This window comes from Bacteroidota bacterium (genome assembly GCA_005882315.1).
Taxonomy (GTDB): domain Bacteria; phylum Bacteroidota; class Bacteroidia; order Chitinophagales; family Chitinophagaceae; genus VBAR01.
Genome location: VBAR01000005.1, coordinates 44,940 through 64,829, shown reverse-complemented (window position 1 = coordinate 64,829; position 19,890 = coordinate 44,940). Strand labels below are relative to the sequence as shown.

General features: G+C 38.7%; 18 protein-coding genes. 12 read left to right on the top strand and 6 right to left on the bottom strand.

What is annotated here, in order from left to right:
- Positions 1-57: 57 nt before the first annotated feature.
- Positions 58-465, bottom strand: coding sequence for a DoxX family protein (locus E6H07_17945; protein ID TMI61783.1), 408 nt, complete (start codon positions 463-465; stop codon positions 58-60).
- A gap of 688 nt (positions 466-1,153) precedes the next feature.
- Between E6H07_17945 and E6H07_17940 the strand changes: the two genes are divergently transcribed.
- From E6H07_17940 to E6H07_17910, 7 genes are all read left to right on the top strand, one after another.
- The gene (locus tag E6H07_17940) at positions 1,154-1,537 is read left to right on the top strand and encodes a hypothetical protein (protein ID TMI61782.1); all 384 of its coding nucleotides are present in this window, start codon (positions 1,154-1,156) and stop codon (positions 1,535-1,537) included.
- 246 nt (positions 1,538-1,783) lie between these two features.
- Positions 1,784-5,056, top strand: coding sequence for a peptidase S41 (locus E6H07_17935; GenBank protein TMI61781.1), 3,273 nt, complete (start codon positions 1,784-1,786; stop codon positions 5,054-5,056).
- Positions 5,057-5,133: 77 nt separating this feature from the next.
- On the top strand, positions 5,134-6,423 hold the full coding sequence (locus E6H07_17930; GenBank protein TMI61780.1) for a serine hydrolase: 1,290 nt from the start codon (positions 5,134-5,136) through the stop codon (positions 6,421-6,423).
- 156 nt (positions 6,424-6,579) lie between these two features.
- On the top strand, positions 6,580-6,801 hold the full coding sequence (locus E6H07_17925) for a YtxH domain-containing protein (GenBank protein TMI61779.1): 222 nt from the start codon (positions 6,580-6,582) through the stop codon (positions 6,799-6,801).
- 26 nt (positions 6,802-6,827) lie between these two features.
- Positions 6,828-7,196: a hypothetical protein gene (locus tag E6H07_17920; GenBank protein TMI61778.1), complete on the top strand. Its 369-nt coding sequence runs from the start codon at positions 6,828-6,830 to the stop codon at positions 7,194-7,196.
- Positions 7,183-7,416, top strand: coding sequence for a hypothetical protein (locus E6H07_17915; protein TMI61777.1), 234 nt, complete (start codon positions 7,183-7,185; stop codon positions 7,414-7,416). Before E6H07_17920 ends, E6H07_17915 begins: the two co-directional genes overlap by 14 nt.
- Before the next feature lie 67 nt (positions 7,417-7,483).
- The gene (locus E6H07_17910; protein ID TMI61776.1) at positions 7,484-8,173 is read left to right on the top strand and encodes an arginine-tRNA-protein transferase; all 690 of its coding nucleotides are present in this window, start codon (positions 7,484-7,486) and stop codon (positions 8,171-8,173) included.
- A gap of 56 nt (positions 8,174-8,229) precedes the next feature.
- Here the strand turns inward: E6H07_17910 and E6H07_17905 are convergent, their stop codons facing one another.
- The gene (locus tag E6H07_17905) at positions 8,230-10,497 is read right to left on the bottom strand and encodes an aconitate hydratase (GenBank protein TMI61775.1); all 2,268 of its coding nucleotides are present in this window, start codon (positions 10,495-10,497) and stop codon (positions 8,230-8,232) included.
- 213 nt (positions 10,498-10,710) lie between these two features.
- Here E6H07_17905 and E6H07_17900 point away from each other — a divergent pair, with 213 nt between their 5' ends.
- Positions 10,711-10,932, top strand: coding sequence for a PspC domain-containing protein (locus tag E6H07_17900; GenBank protein TMI61774.1), 222 nt, complete (start codon positions 10,711-10,713; stop codon positions 10,930-10,932).
- Positions 10,933-10,982: 50 nt separating this feature from the next.
- Here the strand turns inward: E6H07_17900 and E6H07_17895 are convergent, their stop codons facing one another.
- From E6H07_17895 to E6H07_17880, 4 genes are all read right to left on the bottom strand, one after another.
- The gene (locus E6H07_17895) at positions 10,983-13,160 is read right to left on the bottom strand and encodes a M56 family metallopeptidase (GenBank protein ID TMI61773.1); all 2,178 of its coding nucleotides are present in this window, start codon (positions 13,158-13,160) and stop codon (positions 10,983-10,985) included.
- A 17-nt stretch (positions 13,161-13,177) separates the two neighbouring features.
- Positions 13,178-13,537, bottom strand: coding sequence for a BlaI/MecI/CopY family transcriptional regulator (locus E6H07_17890; GenBank protein ID TMI61772.1), 360 nt, complete (start codon positions 13,535-13,537; stop codon positions 13,178-13,180).
- An 84-nt stretch (positions 13,538-13,621) separates the two neighbouring features.
- Positions 13,622-14,032: a hypothetical protein gene (locus E6H07_17885; protein ID TMI61771.1), complete on the bottom strand. Its 411-nt coding sequence runs from the start codon at positions 14,030-14,032 to the stop codon at positions 13,622-13,624.
- 46 nt (positions 14,033-14,078) lie between these two features.
- The gene (locus tag E6H07_17880) at positions 14,079-15,206 is read right to left on the bottom strand and encodes a cysteine desulfurase (protein TMI61770.1); all 1,128 of its coding nucleotides are present in this window, start codon (positions 15,204-15,206) and stop codon (positions 14,079-14,081) included.
- A gap of 141 nt (positions 15,207-15,347) precedes the next feature.
- On the opposite strand from E6H07_17880, the gene E6H07_17875 reads away from it, so the two are divergent.
- The 4 genes from E6H07_17875 to E6H07_17860 all read left to right on the top strand — a co-directional run bounded on the left by E6H07_17875 (position 15,348) and on the right by E6H07_17860 (position 19,877).
- Entirely contained in the window at positions 15,348-15,965 is a 618-nt protein-coding gene (locus E6H07_17875; protein TMI61769.1) for a 2Fe-2S iron-sulfur cluster binding domain-containing protein, read from the top strand.
- Positions 15,962-16,936, top strand: a complete 975-nt coding sequence (locus E6H07_17870; protein ID TMI61768.1) for a xanthine dehydrogenase family protein subunit M — start codon at positions 15,962-15,964, stop codon at positions 16,934-16,936. Before E6H07_17875 ends, E6H07_17870 begins: the two co-directional genes overlap by 4 nt.
- Before the next feature lie 204 nt (positions 16,937-17,140).
- Positions 17,141-17,593 (top strand): DUF559 domain-containing protein, encoded by a 453-nt coding sequence (locus E6H07_17865; protein ID TMI61767.1) that lies wholly within the window; start codon positions 17,141-17,143, stop codon positions 17,591-17,593.
- A 22-nt stretch (positions 17,594-17,615) separates the two neighbouring features.
- Entirely contained in the window at positions 17,616-19,877 is a 2,262-nt protein-coding gene (locus E6H07_17860) for a xanthine dehydrogenase family protein molybdopterin-binding subunit (GenBank protein TMI61766.1), read from the top strand.
- Positions 19,878-19,890: the final 13 nt, after the last annotated feature.

The following is a 19,890-nucleotide window of genomic DNA, read 5'->3' as shown; positions in this document are numbered from 1 at the left end:
ACTTACTGTAACACCTGTATCAACAAATACTATAGTAAGTTGCGGAGCATAAAAAAATTAATCACTTTCTTCGAAGTGCAAATGCTGGTGATGGGCGCCAGCAGCTATATGCAATGCAAAAGCTGCTATGGCAGTATCTTTTAAAATATTTATTAAAGCAAGTTGCTTCATTTCTTTGTCACCTGCATCCATATAATTGGGCACATGGATGGTGATTATAAAAACAACAAGTATCAGAAATAACAGGTATCCCGTTATTTTCACAAACTTATTGGTGAGGAAAGAAATTCCCACTACTATAAAAACTGCACCGATAATATAAACCCAGTTAATGCCTCCAGGCAATGAGGCGGGGACGAATACAACCAGATCCCTTGGATACATAAAATGAAAAATACCAAAGCTGATGAGTACGATGGATAGCAAATAAATCGCTACCCTCGAAATAACGTGATAGCGTGTCATAAAATTGATTTTAGTATGTAAAAGATATGAAAATGGAATAGGATAAAAAAGGATTGCGTTCGTATATTTTCATAATGGTTAAACTTTTTCTTTCTCTGTCGCATTATTCAATGAACCGGCAAAGTCATTTTGGAGTAAGAAAATTAGAAATACACCTAGGAAGAATAGGCCATCGTTTTATCATTTTCCCCAATGAAAATCCTGTTTTAACCTGTCAGCTCATCATTTTTCTACTCGGGCTGGTAAGGAAATGTGAAAAACTGGTAGCACTAAAAACGGTGCAGAGATCAGGTTTGTACAGTCAAATAGCTGCTCCAGGGGCAAGCAATTATCACCCAGCCATCCTTCTTAACTCATGTGAACAGCATACAGAAGTTATAAGTATATAATCAATTGTGTTACCCCAAAAGCCTTGTTGGGTAAGGGTTTTCTTGTGAATCTTAGCCAATACATAACTGCCAATGTAATCTTTAAAAAAGCAAATTCATTTTCTATTTCAGTGAAATAACAAAGCTATATTCAACATAGCTCATAGGGCAACCGATAGCTTGCACCCTGCAAAAGCAGGTTTTCCAGAGGGAGAATGAGGATAAGAAAAATTATGAATTATATTTCTCTATTGTGAAAAACTCTATATTTGATTCCAGAAAAATAATGACATCCATTAAAATTCTAAATTAAAAACATTATGGCAACAAAGAAAAAAGCTAAAAAACCCGCAGCAAAAAAACCAGCTAAGAAAGCAGCTAAGAAAAAAGCAGCTCCAAAAAAGGCAGCTCCAAAAAAAGCAGCTAAGAAGCCAGCTAAGAAAAAAGCAGCTCGTAAACCTAACCCTGCCTTCATGAGACCACTTACTCCAAGTGCAGCATTGGCAGCAGTAGTTGGCAGTGCAGGATTACCCCGTACTGAAGTAGTAAAGAAAATGTGGGTTTACATTAAAGCAAAAGGTTTGCAGGATAAAGCAAACAGACGTATGATCAATGCTGATGACAAACTGAAACCAATTTTCGGTGGTAAATCACAGGTATCTATGTTTGATATGGCTAAGCACCTGGCGAAACACCTGAGCTAATAAACAGGCTTTCCAAAAAAAAATTACGGGCATCTTTTACAGATGCCCTTTTTGTTTTTAACCCAATTATCGATGCAACAATTTCCGGTCATCATTTTTTTTGATTGTTGTTCTGAAAAAATCTTAAGTTTAGTTCCCTTTAAATGATAAATGAAAGCCGCCATACCACCAGGTTTTCTTCTCTCGTTAAAAAGTTATCCGTTCCTTAATTATTCTTTTCATTTCAAATAATAAACTGCTATTACCATGAAAAAAAAATCTTTTGTGTCGCTGTTAATGGGTTTCGGTTGCCTGCAATTATCTGCACAGATAGATGCGGGCCTGTTTCGCTTCCCGGATGTATCGCAATCACAAATTGTTTTTACTTATGCCAACGATGTCTGGATTGCTCCTAAAGAAGGCGGTACAGCAATTAAACTAAGTTCGCCAGCCGGTGTGGAAAGTTTTCCTAAATTTTCTCCCGACGGAAAAACAATTGCTTTTTCCGGTAACTATGATGGTAATCTTGATGTGTATTCGATGCCGGCAAATGGTGGTGTGCCGCTGCGTTTAACACAACATGGCCTTCCCGATCGTATTGTTGATTGGGCACCTGATGGCAAACGCATTTTATTTGCATCAGGTCGCGAAGCAGGTCGTGAACGTTTCAACCAGTTTTTTACAATCTCATCTACCGGTGGCGCTGCGGAAAGAATGCAGTTAGCTTATGCAGAGTTCGGCAGCTATTCTCCTGATGGAAAACAAATGGCGGTTACTTTCCGTTCAACGGTTTTCAGAACATGGAAACGCTACCAGGGAGGTTTGAGTGCAGACATTCATATTTTCAACCTGAAAGATAACAGCTCAGAAAATATTTCAACAAAAACAGATTTTGCAGATGAATTACCAATGTGGCATGGCAATCATATTTATTTCATTACTGATCGTGGCCCCGAAGTGCGGATGAATCTTTGGCGTTATGATGTAAATAAAAAAACTTTTGAACAACTGACTAAATACACTGATTATGATGTGCACTGGCCTTCACTCGGGCCAGAAGATATCGTGTATGAAGCCGGCGGCAAACTGTATTTGTACAATCTTACTTCACAAAAAGCCAAAGAAGTAAAAATAAATGTGGTAACCGATAAAGCTGGCTTGAAACCCGGTAACGAAACAGTAGATAAATTGATTCAGCATGCAAGCATCAGTGCTGATGGTAACCGTGTATTAGTGGAAGCAAGAGGTGAAATATTTTCTGTGCCAGCTGAAAATGGTTTTGTAAAAAATCTCACCCGTTCTTCCGGTTATGCAGAACGAAATCCTGCCTGGTCACCTGACGGAACAACACTGGCTTACTGGAGCGACCAATCCGGCGAATATGAATTATGGACAATGGATCCTAGTAAAGAAAATTCAGCAAAGAAGCTGACTAACTACGGACCTGGCTTCCGTTATAATTTATTCTGGTCACCCGACAGTAAGAAGATCGCATTTATTGATAAAGCAATGCGGATAAAAGTGTATGATTTCAGCACTTCACAAACGTATGATGTTGATAAAGGTTTACGGATGAGCCATGGTCAGCTGGAAGGTTTCAGATGCGACTGGTCGCCTGACAGCCGCTGGCTTACTTACAGCCGCGACCTTGAAAATTATCACACCGCTATCTTCATTTATGATATGCAGAGTAAGAAAACTCAACTGGCAACAAGCGGGTATTACAACTGCAGTTCCCCTGCTTTTGATGCCGATGGTAAATATCTTTTCCTGCTTACCAATCAGAATTTTCAACCTAGTTACAGCAGCATTGATAATACTTTTATTTATCCAAATAGCGGGCAACCTGCATTCATAAGTTTAAAGAAAAGCACCCCATCATTGCTTAGCCCCAAGAATGATAAAGTGGAAATAAAAGTTTCAGAAGAGAATGTTGATACTGCAAAAAAGAAAGATGCAGCACCAGTTGCAGCTACCCCAAAACCAAAAGTTTCACCGGTCGAAATAGACTTTGACGGGTTTGAATCAAGACTTACAATTCTGCCTGTAAAGCCCGGTGTGTATGGAAATATTAATTCAGTCAAAGGAAAGATCATTTATCAAACATTTCCCAACACAGGCGCAGCAGATGGTAAGACTGCAATTAAGTATTTTGATATAGAAAAAAGAGAAGAGAAAACAATTATTGAAGAGGCTAACCGCTATTTGCTGGCTGCTGATGGTAAAAAAATACTGGCACTCCGTGGTAATACCAATACATGGGCTGTTATAAAGCCGGAAGAAAATCAAAAGTTTGAAAAACCTTTACGCATCAATGAAATGACAATGACAGTTAATCCTGTTCAGGAATGGAAGCAACTATTTATGGATACCTGGAGACTCGAAAGGGATTTCTTTTACGATGCAGGCATGCATGGTGTGGATTGGAATTTGGTGAAAGAACGTTACCTCAAAATGCTGGATGGAGCAACTTGCCGCGAAGAAGTAAATTTTGTATTGGGAGAAATGATCGGTGAGCTAAACTCATCACATACCTATCGTTCCGGCGGTGATGAAGAGCAGGCGAAGAGTGACCCTGTTGGTTATCTCGGCGTTAATTGGGCAGCAGAAGGCAATTATTATAAGATCGATAAAATTATTCGTACTGCTGCATGGGATGCAGAAGTACGTTCGCCACTTGATAGACCCGGTGTAGATGTAAAAGAGGGTAGTTATATTCTGGCCGTAAATGGAATTCCACTTACTACAGAACAGGAACCTTTTGCCGCATTCCAGGGATTAGCGAATAAAGCTGTAGAAATAACTTATAACAGCAAACCATCATGGGATGGTGCAAAAACGGTAGTTGTACAAACGATGAGTGATGAAGCCCGTCTCCGTAATCTTGCGTGGATAGAAAGCAACCGTAAACGAGTTGAAGAATCAAGCAATGGTGATATTGGTTATATCTATGTACCCAGCACTGGCGTAGATGGACAGAATGAACTGATGCGACAATTCAATGCACAATGGGATAAAAAAGCATTGGTAATTGATGAACGTTTTAATAGCGGTGGACAAATACCGGATCGTTTTATTGAGGTACTGAATCGTGAGCCCCTTGCATTCTGGTCTATTCGTGATGGTGAAGAATGGCCATGGCCGCCATTTGCACACTTTGGCCCCAAAGTAATGCTGATGAATGGATGGAGTGGTTCTGGTGGTGATGCATTCCCTGATTATTTCCGTAAAAAGAAATTAGGGCCATTGATTGGTACCAGAACATGGGGTGGTTTAATTGGCATTAGTGGTGTACCCGGATTGATAGATGGCGGCAGCATTACAGCGCCAACATTCAGAATGTATAATCCTGATGGAACCTGGTTCAAAGAAGGACATGGTGTTGATCCGGATATTGAAGTACCGGAGGATCTGACTTCAATGGCTAAAGGTGTTGATCCGCAACTGGAAAAAGCAATTGCTGAAGTAAAAGAACAAATGAAGACAAAAGGATTTACAAGGCCGAAAGCACCGCCTGTTGAGTTTAAAAAAGCATTTTAAATTAGAGCCACCCTCGGGTGGCTTTTTTATTTCAAATTCTTTTCATCCGGGTGATATGAATTATTATCTTCATCAATATGCTAACAAAATATCTTATCATCTCACTCCTTCTTGTTTCATCCGGTGTACATGCACAACCAAAAACAGATGCATTACTTAAAAATATTTTAGCGGCTGAACCTGATAGTTTGTTGCAATCTGTATTAAAGAACCCTGATATTTACCGGTATCAGATTATCTATACCGAGATAAACAGGGATAAAAAAAACAAGCCTTCTTTTAAAAACTATTATTACAATTATGATTCATTGCAGTATTTTAATCCTGCTTCAACTGTGAAAATGCCACTTGCTTTTCTATCTCTTGAAAAAATAAACTTACTCAAGAATGCAGGTGTAAATAAATACACAGCTATGCGATTTGACAGCGGATATTCAAAACAAACAGTTTTATATAAGGATAGCACAGCTAAAAATGGATTGCCATCTATTGCACAATTCATTCGCAAGGCATTCCTGGTAAGTGACAATGATGCTTATAACCGTATGTATGAGTTTATCGGGCAGGAAACTATTAACCGACGCCTGAATAATATGGGGTATCCTGACCTGCGGATTACCCGGCGGTTTATGCGAATGAATGCTGATGAAAACCGGCACACTAATCCAATAAGTTTTATAAACGAGGATGGTTCGACGATCTACCGTCAGGCAATGGCATTCAACACAGATTCATTTGATTTTAGTCATATAAATAAAATGGGAAATGCTTATCTAAATGCTGAGGATAGCCTGATCAATGGACCCATTGATTTTACAACAGCTAATAATGTTACTGTTCATCATCTGCAACAACTATTGCAATCTGTTTTATTTCCTAAATCAGTTCCTGAAAAGCAACGATTTTATTTATCCAAAGACGATTATAATTTTTTGTACCGTTATCTCTCACAATATCCTTCTGAAACAAGTTATCCTAAATATGATACCAGTACTTATTACGACAGCTATGTAAAATTCTTTTTCAAAGAAGGCGGACACAATATGCCCGACTATGTCCGTGTGTTTAATAAGGTAGGCTGGGCCTACGGCTGCCTCACGGATGTTTCGTATGTAGTGGATTTTAAAAACAAAGTTGAATTCATGCTTACTGCAATCATTTATGTAAACAGTGACGGAGTGTTGAATGATAATAAATATGATTATGAAACAATCGGTTGGCCTTTTCTGTACAAGCTGGGACAAACGATCTATAAATATGAATTGAATCGACCCCGAAAAAATGTCCCAGATCTTTCACAGTTTAATATGCACTATGAAAAAAGAAAGGAAGACAACCGTCCGGCAATAAAAGATGCTGATAACTGATCCCTTAATCTGAAACTTTATTCCGAGCCGGATATTCTTTAATTCCATCCTGATAACTCTCAATTTCATATCTGCGCTGGGTCATACTATTTCGTCTATTTACAGGTTAAATTTGAAATGAAGAAATTAAAACAATAACATTTTAAATAGACAATTATGAAAAACACATCTAAAATCCTGATTGCCATGGGAGCTGGTCTTGCAATTGGTGGTATACTGGGCGTTTTATTTGCACCTGACAAAGGTTCTGAAACAAGAAAAAAAATTTCAGACACTGGCAAAAAACTTGCGGATAAAATTACCCGCAAAGTAAAATTGGGTAAAGAAAAGCTGGAAGAAGAATTGAGCAAAGTGAATGGTGAAATGGAAGAAGTTTAGTAAATTAAAATTCTAACGACAAAATTATGTCAGAAGAATTCAAAAAGATCGAATCATTGGTTGACCGGCTCAGGGAGTATGTAAACACCAGGGTTGCACAGGTAAAATTATCAGTAGCGGAAAAAATTTCGAAAGTGGCCGCTCTGATGATTGCCTTACTGATGGCAGCGCTGGTGTTTTTTTTATTTTTAGTATTAGCAAGTGTTGCTGGCGCCATTGCTATTGGTCAGCAATTGGATAATATGTGGCTTGGCTTTCTAATCATGGCTGGAATAATTTTATTTTTTGGAATATTTATATGGATTTTAAAAGATAAGCTGATCGGGGTACCGATCATGAATGCATTGGTAAAAGCCTTATTTGAAAAGGAAGAAGAAAAGGATGAAGAAAAATAAAAATATAAGAAATTTAGAGACTGAAAAACTCCGGCTCAGGGTAAAACAATTGGAGCTGGAAAAACAGATCCGCCGCGACTGGAAAGAATTAAAAGAAGATCTATCACCCCGCAACCTTATTGAGCATAAACTGGAGGCTTTTACAAATAAAAAAACAGGAGGCAGCCTTCTTTTTGACCTTATCAACTTTGGAGTAAGCCATTTTAGTAAACAGTTCTGAAAAAAATCATATTATATCCTAAGAATTGTAAATATAGCTGATAGCTTTGTTGAAATAATAGTGGTACATGCTGCATGAAAACTATGTTTATTACCCTGAGCAGTTAACCGGCGAAGAGCTGGATGCTTTTCTTGCCAGAGGGTGGTACCGTATGGGGCAAAGTATTTTCACCACTCATTTTATTTCTTTGCGTGATGAGGTTTACAGGGTTTATTGGTTCAGGTATGATCTGCAAAAACTGAAGCTGGGGAAATCTATCAAACGATTGATCAAACTAAACTCACAATTTCACGTCACTATTCGTCCATTTGAACTTTCAGAAGAACTTGAGCAGCTTTATTCACTGTATAAAACACATATTGATTTTGAAGCAGCGCAATCGATTCATTACTGGCTTCATGGCGATCAACCTATCAATGTATTCGATACTCATCTTGTTGAAGTAAGAGATAATGGTGTATTAGTTGCTGCAGGTGTATTTGATAAAGGTCACGAAAGCATTGCGGGTATCATGAATTTTTATCATCCGGATTATAAAAAATTCAGCCTGGGCAAATACCTGATGCTTATAAAGATCCAATATGCTTTACAGGCTGAAAAAAAACTGTATTATCCTGGTTATATCGTTCACAATTATCCCCGCTTCGATTATAAATTATTTGTGGATAGTAATGCTGCAGAAATTTATATCCCTGAACGGCAGGGATGGTTTCCTTATGATGCAGCTTTGCTGGAAGCCAATGAAGAAAAAACATAAAAAAGTCCTGTTACTTTCAACAGGACTTTGAAAAAAACATATAAGTATTATTTCTCTTACACAATCTGCGAAGAACGTATCACATTCAATGCACCACCAGCCTTAAACCATTCGATCTGCTGAGCATTATAAGAATGATTAGCTTGAATAGTTTCACTGCTTCCATCCGCATGATTGAGTACTACCTGCAATAGTTTACCAGGTCTAAAAGTTACCAAGCCTTCGATATCAATAGTATCGTCTTCAAGAATTTTATCGTAATCAGCTTTATCGGCAAATGTGAGTGCCAACATACCTTGTTTTTTCAGATTGGTTTCGTGTATGCGGGCAAAAGATTTAACCATTACTACACGAACACCTAAATGACGTGGTTCCATCGCTGCATGTTCTCTTGAGGAACCTTCACCGTAGTTCTCATCTCCTATTACGATTGTTCCAATACCTGCAGCTTTATAGACACGTTGTGTCGCAGGAACGGGACCATACTCCCCTGTAACCTGATTCTTTACCGTGTCAGTTTTTTCATTAAAAAAATTAACTGCACCAATCAGCATGTTATTACTGATATTATCGAGGTGACCACGGAACTTTAACCATGGTCCTGCCATACTTATATGATCAGTTGTACATTTTCCTTTTGCTTTAATAAGCAGTTTCAATCCTTTTATATCAATCCCTTCCCAGGCTGCAAAAGGATAAAGTAATTGTAAGCGTTTGCTGTCGGGGCTTACTTTCACAGATACTTTACTTCCATCTTCAGCCGGTGCCTGGTAGCCTGCATCTTCCACATCAAATCCTTTTGGAGGTAATTCAAACCCGGTTGGCTCAGCAAGCATCACTTCCTCGCCTTTTTCATTTTTCAGTTTATCAGTAAGCGGATTAAAAGCAATAGTTCCCGCCATTGCCAATGCTGTTACTATTTCAGGTGATGCCACGAATGCATGTGTGCTGGCAAGACCATCATTTCTTTTTGCAAAATTCCTGTTGAAAGATGTGATGATTGTGTTCTTACGATTAGGATCATCAATATGTCGTGCCCACTGACCAATACAAGGGCCGCATGCATTTGCCAATACAACACCTCCCGCATCTTCAAACTGTTTTATGAACCCGTCCCTTTCAATTGTAAAACGAACCAGTTCGCTTCCCGGAGTAATCGTGAATTCAGATTTTGTTTTTAATCCTTTATTCATCGCATCTTTTACAATAGAAGCCGAACGGCTGATATCTTCATAAGAAGAATTGGTGCAACTTCCGATCAATGCTACTTCCAGTTTTTCAGGCCAGCCATTTTCCTTCACGGCTTTTGCTATCTGTGAAATAGGCGTTGCGAGATCGGGAGTAAATGGTCCGTTAATATACGGCTCCAATTCATCAAGGTTTATTTCTATTACACGGTCAAAATATTTTTCCGGGTTAGCATATACTTCTGCATCACCGGTCAGATAATCTTTTATTTTATCAGCAGCAGCAGCAACTTCTGCTCGGCCTGTTGCTTTCAGGTAACGGTTCATACTTTCATCATACCCGAAAGTAGATGTCGTTGCGCCAATCTCTGCACCCATATTACAAATAGTTCCTTTACCTGTACAACTCATGCTTTCAGCTCCTTCACCGAAATATTCAACAATTGCATTTGTACCTCCTTTTACTGTAAGGATACCTGCTACTTTAAGAATTACATCTTTAGCAGAAGTCCATCCACTCATTTTGCCTGTAAGCTTCACCCCTATTAATTTCGGCATTAATAACTCCCAGCTAAGGCCCGCCATCACATCACATGCATCGGCACCGCCAACACCAATTGCAATCATTCCTAAACCGCCTGCATTAACAGTGTGACTGTCGGTACCGATCATCATTCCACCCGGGAATGCATAGTTTTCCAATACAACCTGGTGAATAATACCAGCCCCTGCTTTCCAGAAACCAATTCCATATTTGTTGGAAATGGAACCAAGAAAATCATATACTTCACGATTTGTTTCTATAGCCAGGGCAAGATCCTTTTTAGCACCGATCTTAGCCTGTATAAGGTGATCGCAATGGACTGTTGATGGCACTGCAACTCTTTTACGACCAGTCGTATCAAACTGTAATAATGCCATTTGTGCCGTTGCATCCTGCATAGCTACTCTATCAGGTGCAAAATCAACATAGGCTTTCCCTCTTTCAAAATCTGTTACTGCCAGGTCTTTCCAAAGATGAGAAAATAGAATTTTTTCTGACAATGTAAGAGGGCGGCCCAATGCTTTGCGGGCAGCATCTATTTTGGCCGGCATTTCACTATAAGCTTTTTTGATAAGATCGAGATCGAATACCATGAGGAATGAATTTGAAAATTTGAAAATGTGATTAATGTGCAGATTTGCGAACTTGCAGATGTGCGGATGAGACAAGTTGGTCAAAACAAACCAATTAATCCGCACATTCGCACATTAACCAATCCACACATTCGAGTCGCGAATTTACGGAATGTGGATTGTTTTTCCGGCGATGCGGTTGGAGGATTTTCTATTATTTTCTAAATTAGCAATATGAACCGATTCAAAAGCTTTGTAGAATGGAATGCCTTTGGGGTTTGTTCGGCTATTGGCAATCGCCTAGGCATTGCAACCACCAAGATCCGGCAGTATTTTATTTACCTCTCTTTACTTACAATGGGCTCGCCGGTCATCATCTATCTTATTCTTGCTTTCTGGAGAAATATGCGGAAATATATCTGGGCCGCAAAACGAAATCCCTGGTATTATTTATAAAAAAGCCTGCAGATATTTTCTACAGGCCCTGAAATATTTTAAACAGATTTTTAAATAACCGTCTTCTTTGTACTTGTCAGTGTCTTTTTTATATCACTCAGATCAGTCAGTATTTTAAAACCCACTTCATCACCCTCATGAAAAACGGCAATGGTCAGGTCTTTAAAATCTTTAGCAGAAAAAGTTGAGCTGCTTCCTTTATATTTTATAGTGCCGCTGATATTTGTCAAAACACCATCATTAAAATTCTTATCGGTGAATTTCAGCTCATAACCCTTTTCCTTCATCTTAGTTATCAGGTTCTCCAACTCTTTCTCTGTTGTATTCTTTGTGATATTGATCACTATATCGAAATCTATTAAAACCGCAGTTACCGGAGTAACTGTTGTAACTACATCAGTTTTTAAATTCGTTACTATAGGCGAAGAAACAGTCGTTGCCAGTTTTGCATTCATAATATTATCATTAGCAATCTTCACATTTACATTTGTGCTGGTCACATTAATTGCATTAATATTATTATTTGCAACAAGGTTAGATTTTAAAGTAGTTGCTAAAACTGATGTGATCTTTGTATTGATATTACTATTAACTGATGTGGTTATATCAGAAACTATAATGGGATCACCATATTTTTCAATGAATTGTTTTTTCTCCTTTTCATTTTTCAAATCGAAAACTTCTTGAGTACCATCTTTTGATTTTACAGTCATTACATTATTGTTTAAATCAAAATCTGCAGTCACACCGTTTTTTGGTTTTACTCCAATAACTTTTGTTGGTGGTGTTGCAGGTGCTGCAGGTGTTGCTGGTGCTGCTGGCATTGCTGGCTGAGCCGGTACTGGAGCCGGAGATGGCATTGGTAAAGCACCATACTTATCTTCAGCCTTTTTTCTCTCAGCATCATTATCTATTTTATATTCCTCCGAAGTCCCATTTTTCTTATTTATATGTACAATGGCAACGGTATTATCAAGGTGATAAACCCATCCCACATCTTTTACATCAGTGTTTCTTTTCAGAAAGTCGCTTACAGTATTTATTTCTGCTTTCTTTGGCTCGCCAGGTTTAGACGGATCTTTAGGTGGCGGCGGTGGAGGAATTTCGCCATACAAATTCTTATAGTAATCAGGCTTTTTATTCCATGTTGTAAGAAGCAACCGTTTTACTTCCTTTTTGTTTTTGTCTTTTATCACCACTTCACATTCGCCGGATTTATCTTTTATGTTAATGATATAACCTTTGCTATTCGGACTCTTTACTTCAGGAACTGTATCCCTGGTAATTGCTTCACTGGTTTTAAAAGGCGGCTGATCCTGATCCTGGTTTTCAAAAACATCAATTTTATCTCTGAATGCAAGTAATAACACTGCGGTAGCTGGCAGCAAAAACAACAACCGCAGCAATTGTCGTTTTGCACTTTTTGTTTTGTTCATCATGGCTATACGTTTTTTTAATGAAGAAAAATTAAACTGGGTAGCTATACTAAATTGACTGTTGCCAATTACTTTCAGCAACAGGTATTGATATTGTTTTTTGTCAATGCCATTTTCAACAACTTTATTATCGGCAATGAACTCAAGATTCTGGCGAATGGATTTTTTAAGCAACCAGGCAAAGGGATTATACCAGTTAATTATACAAAGCAACTCCACCCAGATAATATCGATCGTATGCTTTTGTCTTACATGCACAAATTCATGACGAACTATTTCTTCTAATTCCTCTGAAGTATGCTGGCTGCAATTGATAAAAACAGCATTTCCAAAAGAAAAAGGAATAATACTTTCATCGACCTGGTAAATTTTTATGCCCCCATCAGAGATCAGCTCTGCTTTGTTCCTGATGCGGATAAAAGAGATATAGCGCATAAGAAACCGGATTAGCAATATTGCGGCTCCCGTCATTAATGCAAATGCTGCCCAATCCCATTTATCATAGTTAGTTGACCAGATGGGTATGGGACACTGAGATGCCTCTTCCAAAGCAATAGTATATTGTCGAACAGAAGGAATTAATTGTATAAGATCATTCCCTGGATCGTTACTGTTTCCTACAATTGATGAGACATTAATAAAAGGAATAAAAAAAGAGATCAGGGTATAACCCACCAGGTACCAACGGTTGGAATTATAAAATGTAAGCCTGCGTAATACAAACTGGTAAAATAGCCATACTACAGCGAGGCTGATGGAAAGCTTGATCAAATAACTGATTAAGTCATGCATAAGTTCCGGTTAATGGTTTATATGTTTCCTTTTTCAATCATCGTAATTATTTCTTTCAATTCTTTTGCGGAAAGCTTTTTTTGCTCCACAAAAAAGTTTACCAGCTCTTTGTAAGAGTTATCAAAATATTCCTTCACCACTTTACCCATGAACTTCTTTTTATAATCCTCTTCTGTTATCGCTGGTTTATACAAATAGGCATTCCCTACAAGCCGGCTGGTGAGATAGCCTTTCTTTTCAAGGTTTTTAATAGTAGAAGCTACAGTAGTGTAAGGCAGCGCCTCATCCAAATGATCCATAAAGGATTTTACATTGCCTTCGCCGGTACGCCATACGGCTTGCATGGTTTCTTCTTCGGTATGTGTAAGTTTTTCCATATCTACGAAATTTTCGTAAAGCTACGGTAATTTCGTAGAGTTCCAAATTTATTTTGCAGGAATTTGTTAAAAGGAAATAAAGAGTCAGTTTACAATAACTGTATCCGTTTTAAATAACAGGTTCTGATTATAAAAATGCAGGTAATATGTTCCTCGTACTGCTGGTGTAAGTAAAATTGAATTGGTTGAATTATAAATGGCTTGCGCACAATTTGTGCTTTTGCATGGTATTGTTCCTTTTACTTTTATGAAGTATTTAAACTGATAAACCGTGCCAGATGGAGTTGGTTGTTGTGTGATCTCCATACCAGAAAACCTGTAACATAAATCAGGTCCGTAACTATTAATAGTACTTGTAATGCCTTGATCAAGAATAGCTGCAGCAGGTGTATTTGTTGAACTAATGGTTAAATAAGTATCACATAGCTCCTGGTCATTTTTCTTACAACTAAAAATCAATGAAACAATTAGTGCAATTGATAATATTTGTTTCATAAGCAACTTTAATAACCCTGACAAGAGTTTAAAGAATTCCGTTGCATCAGATAAGTTCCTTCACTTTTGCTACCACTGCATCCACTTCTTCTTTAGTATTATGTTTACTAAAAGAAAAACGAACGGCTACCCTATTAGGGTCATTATTAATAGCCCTGATAACATGGCTACCAACATCAGCGCCGCTGCTACAGGCACTGCCACCAGATACACAGATATTATTCATATCAAGATTAAATAATATCATTTCTGATTTTTCATTCTTAGGGAATGAAGCATTGAGGACTGTATATAAACTTTTACCTAAATAATCGCCATTGAAATGAACAGTCGGAATATTTGATTCCAGTTGCCCGATCATGTAAGTCTTTAAGGATTGAACGTATGCAGCATCTTTTTCCATTGCAGCATCAGCAAGCTGTAATGCTTTAGCAAAACCAACTATGCCATACAAATTTTCCGTACCAGCCCGCATATTACGTTCCTGGCCGCCACCATAAATAATGGGTTTGATCTTTATATTATCGTTGATATATAAAATTCCAACTCCTTTCGGGCCATGAAATTTATGCCCCGCTCCCGTTGCAAAATGCACCGGCTTGCTACGCAGATCAATTTTATAATGGCCAACTGTCTGCACCGTATCGCTATGAAAAATGGCATTGTATTTTTTACATATTTCTCCGGTTGCATAAATATCCAGCAGGTTTCCTATCTCGTTATTTGCATGCATCAAACTTACAAGACATCTTTCCTCATGAGATGCCAGCTGAGTTTCCAGGTCTTCAAGATCTATATGCCCGTTGGGTAAGAGTCTTACAAAACTACTTGTCACTACATCATCATGATCAAAATGTTCAACTGCATGTAATACTGCGTGATGTTCGATGGATGATGTAATGATATGACGACAACCCAGGTCATGTATAGCTGAAGAGATAGCCATATTATCACTTTCTGTTCCACCACTTGTAAAAAATATTTCACCCGGATGAGCATTCAGAATTTTTGCCACGGTTTTCCTTGCATTCTCAATTGCCAGCCTCGATTCACGACCGTATGAATAAATTGAAGATGGATTACCAAAATGAGTTGTCATATAGGGCAGCATAGCTTCAAGCACCTCTTTATCAAGGGCTGTAGTGGCTGCATTATCAAAATAAATACGTTGCATGGGGTGCAAATATAATTATTCAGAATTGAGTGAAACAGGTTTTGTACCAACAGGCTTAAATGCCTGATTAACTATGCCATATGCAATATTTATTTTTCTGCGACCTGTAGAAAATCTAACTTAGAAAGATATAATTCAACTATGTACACAGAAGAACAAAACCATTGTCCGCATAAAAGCCGGCGTGGATTTCTGAAAAAATCAACAGCTATTGCAGCATTGGTCACCGCTTCACCGGTTTTGCTGAAAGCCGCAGAGAATGAAGAAAAGATAGCTTCCTACTTTGAAAAAATTCCATTACAACTGGAAATAAATGGTGTAGCACAAAATCTTTCCGTTGAACCGAGAGTAACCCTGCTTGATTTATTGAGGGAGCAATTGGGTTTAACAGGTACAAAAAAAGGTTGTGATCACGGCCAATGCGGAGCTTGTATGGTACATGTTGATGGTAAACGCATCAATTCATGCTTGTCACTTGCTGTAATGAATCAGGGAAAAAAAATTACGACCATCGAAGGGCTTGCAAAAGGAGATGATCTTCATCCTATGCAGGAAGCTTTTATGAAACATGACGGTTTCCAATGCGGTTATTGCACACCGGGACAGATCATGTCGGCGATAGGATGCATAAGAGAAGGTCATGCAAATACACCTGAAGAAATTCGTGAATACATGAGTGGTAATATCTGCCGCTGTGGTGCTTATCCAAATATCATTGATGCAATTATGGAAGTAAAAAAAGGAGGGCAAGCTGTATGATAAACTTTGAATATACAAGAGCCACAACTGCTAAAGCGGCAACAGATGCACGAATAAAAAATAGATCATCGCAGTTCATTGCCGGCGGCACCAACCTGGTTGACCTGATGAAAAAAGGTATAACAACACCCGATCGTTTGATCGATATAAATGCATTGCCATTAAAAGATATCAGCAGTGATGCAAAAGGCTTAAGCATTGGAGCATTAGTTCTGAACAGTGCAGCAGCTGAGCATGAACTGGTAAAAACAAAATATCCTTTATTAGCAATGGCTTTGAATGCTGGTGCCTCTGCCAGTTTGCGGAATATGGCAACTGTCGGCGGTAATATTATGCAGCGTACACGTTGCCCTTATTTTTATGATACAACGATGCCCTGCAATAAAAGAAAACCCGGAAGTGGTTGTGGTGCCATGGAAGGTTATAACCGGATGCATGCCATTTTTGGCGCCAGCTCTAAATGTATTGCTGTTCATCCGAGTGATATGTGTGTAGCACTAGCTGCATTAAATGCAACGGTGAATGTAAGTGGCCCGAATGGAGAAAGAAAAATTCCATTTGCAGATTTCCATCGCTTGCCGGGTGATACACCTGAACTGGATAATAATTTACAAACTGGCGAATTGATTATGTCCGTCAATGTACCGGTTAATAGTTTTAATAGATCATATTACCTGAAGGTACGTGACCGCTTATCCTATGCATTTGCATTGGTATCAATCGCAGTTGCATTGGAAGTAAAAGATGGAGTTATTAAATCAGCTTCTCTTGCAATGGGTGGCGTTGCACATAAACCATGGCGATTAACTGAGGTTGAAAAATTCTTAGTTGGTAAAAATATTTCGCAGGAAACTTTTGCTGAAGCTGCTACCCTGGCGTTGGCAGGAGCAAAAACATATGAGCATAACCAGTTTAAAATTAAATTGGGAAAAGCGGCTATCATAGAAGCATTAACCAAAGCAACGGCATAAACCCTCCCCTGCCCCTCCAAGGAGGGGATGCTGAGCTCAGCCCCAGCTTTCCGACGACCCTATGATTAATCGAAACAGATTGAATAATGAAACAAGCGTTGAAGTTCACGGTTACGCAAAACAATTGAGGACTCTTCCCCTCCCCCGGGAGGGGCGAATTAAGTGAAGTAACAAATTATAAACGACCGGGGTGGGTCAACACAAATGAGAAGAAAGATTATTCCATATAATCCGATACTGAAAGAAAGAGCAAAGTCTCTTAGAAAAAATATGACTTTCTCTGAAGTGAAATTGTGGAATGAAATAAAGAATGGGAAAATAAAAGGATATGATTTTGACAGGCAAAGACCAGTAGCCAACTATATATTGGATTTTTATTGTAAAGACCTCCAATTAGCGTTAGAAGTAGATGGTATTACGCATCATGATGAGGAAGTAATGCGAAAAGATAAAATAAGACAAGATGAGCTGGAAATGGTGGGAGTTAGTTTCTTACGTTTTAACGCATTGCTTGTGATAAATAAAGTCGAAGCAGCAGTAAGGGAAATAATACAATGGGTTGAAAAATATGAGGAACAGTATGGAGTGAATGAGTTTGTAAAACGAAAACGTGAAGCACTGGCCAATCCGGGACCAAGGAGAAGGAAACGTAAATGAACAAGTTTTAATAAAAAAGATTATGAATAATAACTACGAACAACTCCCCTTAGTAGAGGGGAAAATTGAAAACTCTGGACAAAACAATACTTCAGGTTGGTTTGCAGATGATGACCGTGTGGATGGATTGGCAAAAGTTACCGGCACAGCAAGATTTACGGCTGAGTTCAAATTAGCCGGTCTGGCCTATGGAGTTTTTGTAAACAGCACTATTGCAAAAGGATCGATCAGTAGCATTTATCTCAACGAAGCAAAAAATGCTCCCGGCGTTATTGATATTATTTATTATCTCAATTGCCCGGTTGTACCAGGCTACAAAGCAGCAGATCTTTCAAAGAACCCGAATGCAAGAGATTATTTTGGTTTGAAAGTTTTCTTCAACAATCTCATTGTTAGTAATGGTCAGCCCATAGCAATGGTGGTGGCTGATACTTTCGAAAGAGCAGTATATGCAGCATCGCTGGTACAAGTGGAATACAATAAAGAGGAACCCACAACAGATTTTGAAAAAAATAAATTCAACGATAAAATTTTAAAGCCCCGCGGCGAATACCTGCGCAAGGAAAAAGATGCCTGGAAAAATGCAGACGTAAAACTGGAAGAAGAATATACGATACCTATAGAAACGCATAACCCGATGGAAATGCATGCAACGATTGCATCATGGGAAGGCGATAAATTAACTGTGTATGATAAATCGCAGGGACCAAAAGGTGTGCAGAGTGAATTAGCAAGAATTTTTGGACTCGATGAAAAAAATGTAAAAGTGATCACTGAATTTGTGGGTGGTGCATTTGGTAGTAGTTTAAGAAGCTGGCCGCATGTACATGCAGCGGTTATAGCTTCGAAGAAATTAAACCGCCCGGTAAAATTGACATTGAATCGTGAACAAATGTTTACCATGGTAGGCTATCGTCCTTATAGCTGGCAAAAGATCGGGATCGGCGCAAGTAAAGATGGAAAGCTTACAGGTATAACGCATCATGCTGTGAGCAATACATCAACCTATGAAGACTTTACAGAAGGTATAGCAACTGTATCTCAGTATTTATATGAATGCCCCAATGTAAATACGAGTTATAAAATTTTACCGCTTGATATTAATACACCTACATGGATGCGTGGCCCCGGCCCTGCATCCGGATGTTTTGGTTTGGAAACTGCGATGGATGAACTGAGCTATAAATTAAACATTGATCCAATTGAATTACGTATTATCAATGATGCAGAAGTAAGTCCGCTGAATAAATTGCCATGGACCACTAAATACCTGAAAGAATGTTATGCACTCGGTAAAGAAAAGATCGGCTGGAGTAAACGACCTACCGTTCCCGGTACATTAAAAGAAGATGGAATGCTGGTTGGTTATGGAATGGCAGTGGGTATTTTCGGTGCTGGTCGTGGTGGTGCAACAGCAAAAGGAGTTTTGAGAAGTGATGGAAGTATATTGCTTCAAAGTGCAGTAAGTGATATGGGGCCGGGCACATCAACAGCGATGGTAAGAATTGGAAGTGAACAAATGGCGATTGATGACAGCAAAGTAAAATTTGAACTGGGCGATACTGATTTTCCTACCGGGCCAACACAGGGAGGATCAGGTTCTGCAACCACAGTTGGTTCTGCGGTAATTGCAGTATGCGATGCCATTAAGCAAACATTGAAAGAAATGGCAATTGAAAGTATTCCTGCTTTTAAAAATATAAAGGCTGATGACATCAAATATGAGAATGGCAAACTTGTTTCAGGATCAGCGTCTATTCATTTTACTGATCTGTTGAAACAAACAGGCAAACCAGAGATACAGGTTTCAAAAGCTTCTACCGGTTTTGCACAGCGGGATAAATATGTTACGAATTCTTTCTCTGTGCATTTTGTAAAACTGCATGTACATCCTGTAACCGGTGTGATAAAACTGAAACATATTGTATCAGTGGCTGATGCAGGAAAAATCATCAGTGAAAAAACGGCACGCAGCCAAATGGTAGGTGGTGCTGTTGGGGGTATTGGTATGGCAATGACAGAAGAAACATTGATGGATCATCGCTATGGCCGTTATATTAACAGCAATTTTGTGGACTATCATGTACCTGTACATGCTGATGTGCCACCAATGGATGTTTTATTTGTAAACAAGCCGGATAATATTATCAGCCCGACTGGTGCAAAAGGTATTGGCGAAATTGCTTTGGTTGGAGTTGCTCCTGCTATCTTAAATGCAGTTTATAATGCAACGGGAAAAAGAGTAAGGAATTTGCCGGTGACGCCGGATAAGTTGATTAGTTGATTTCGCAGATGTA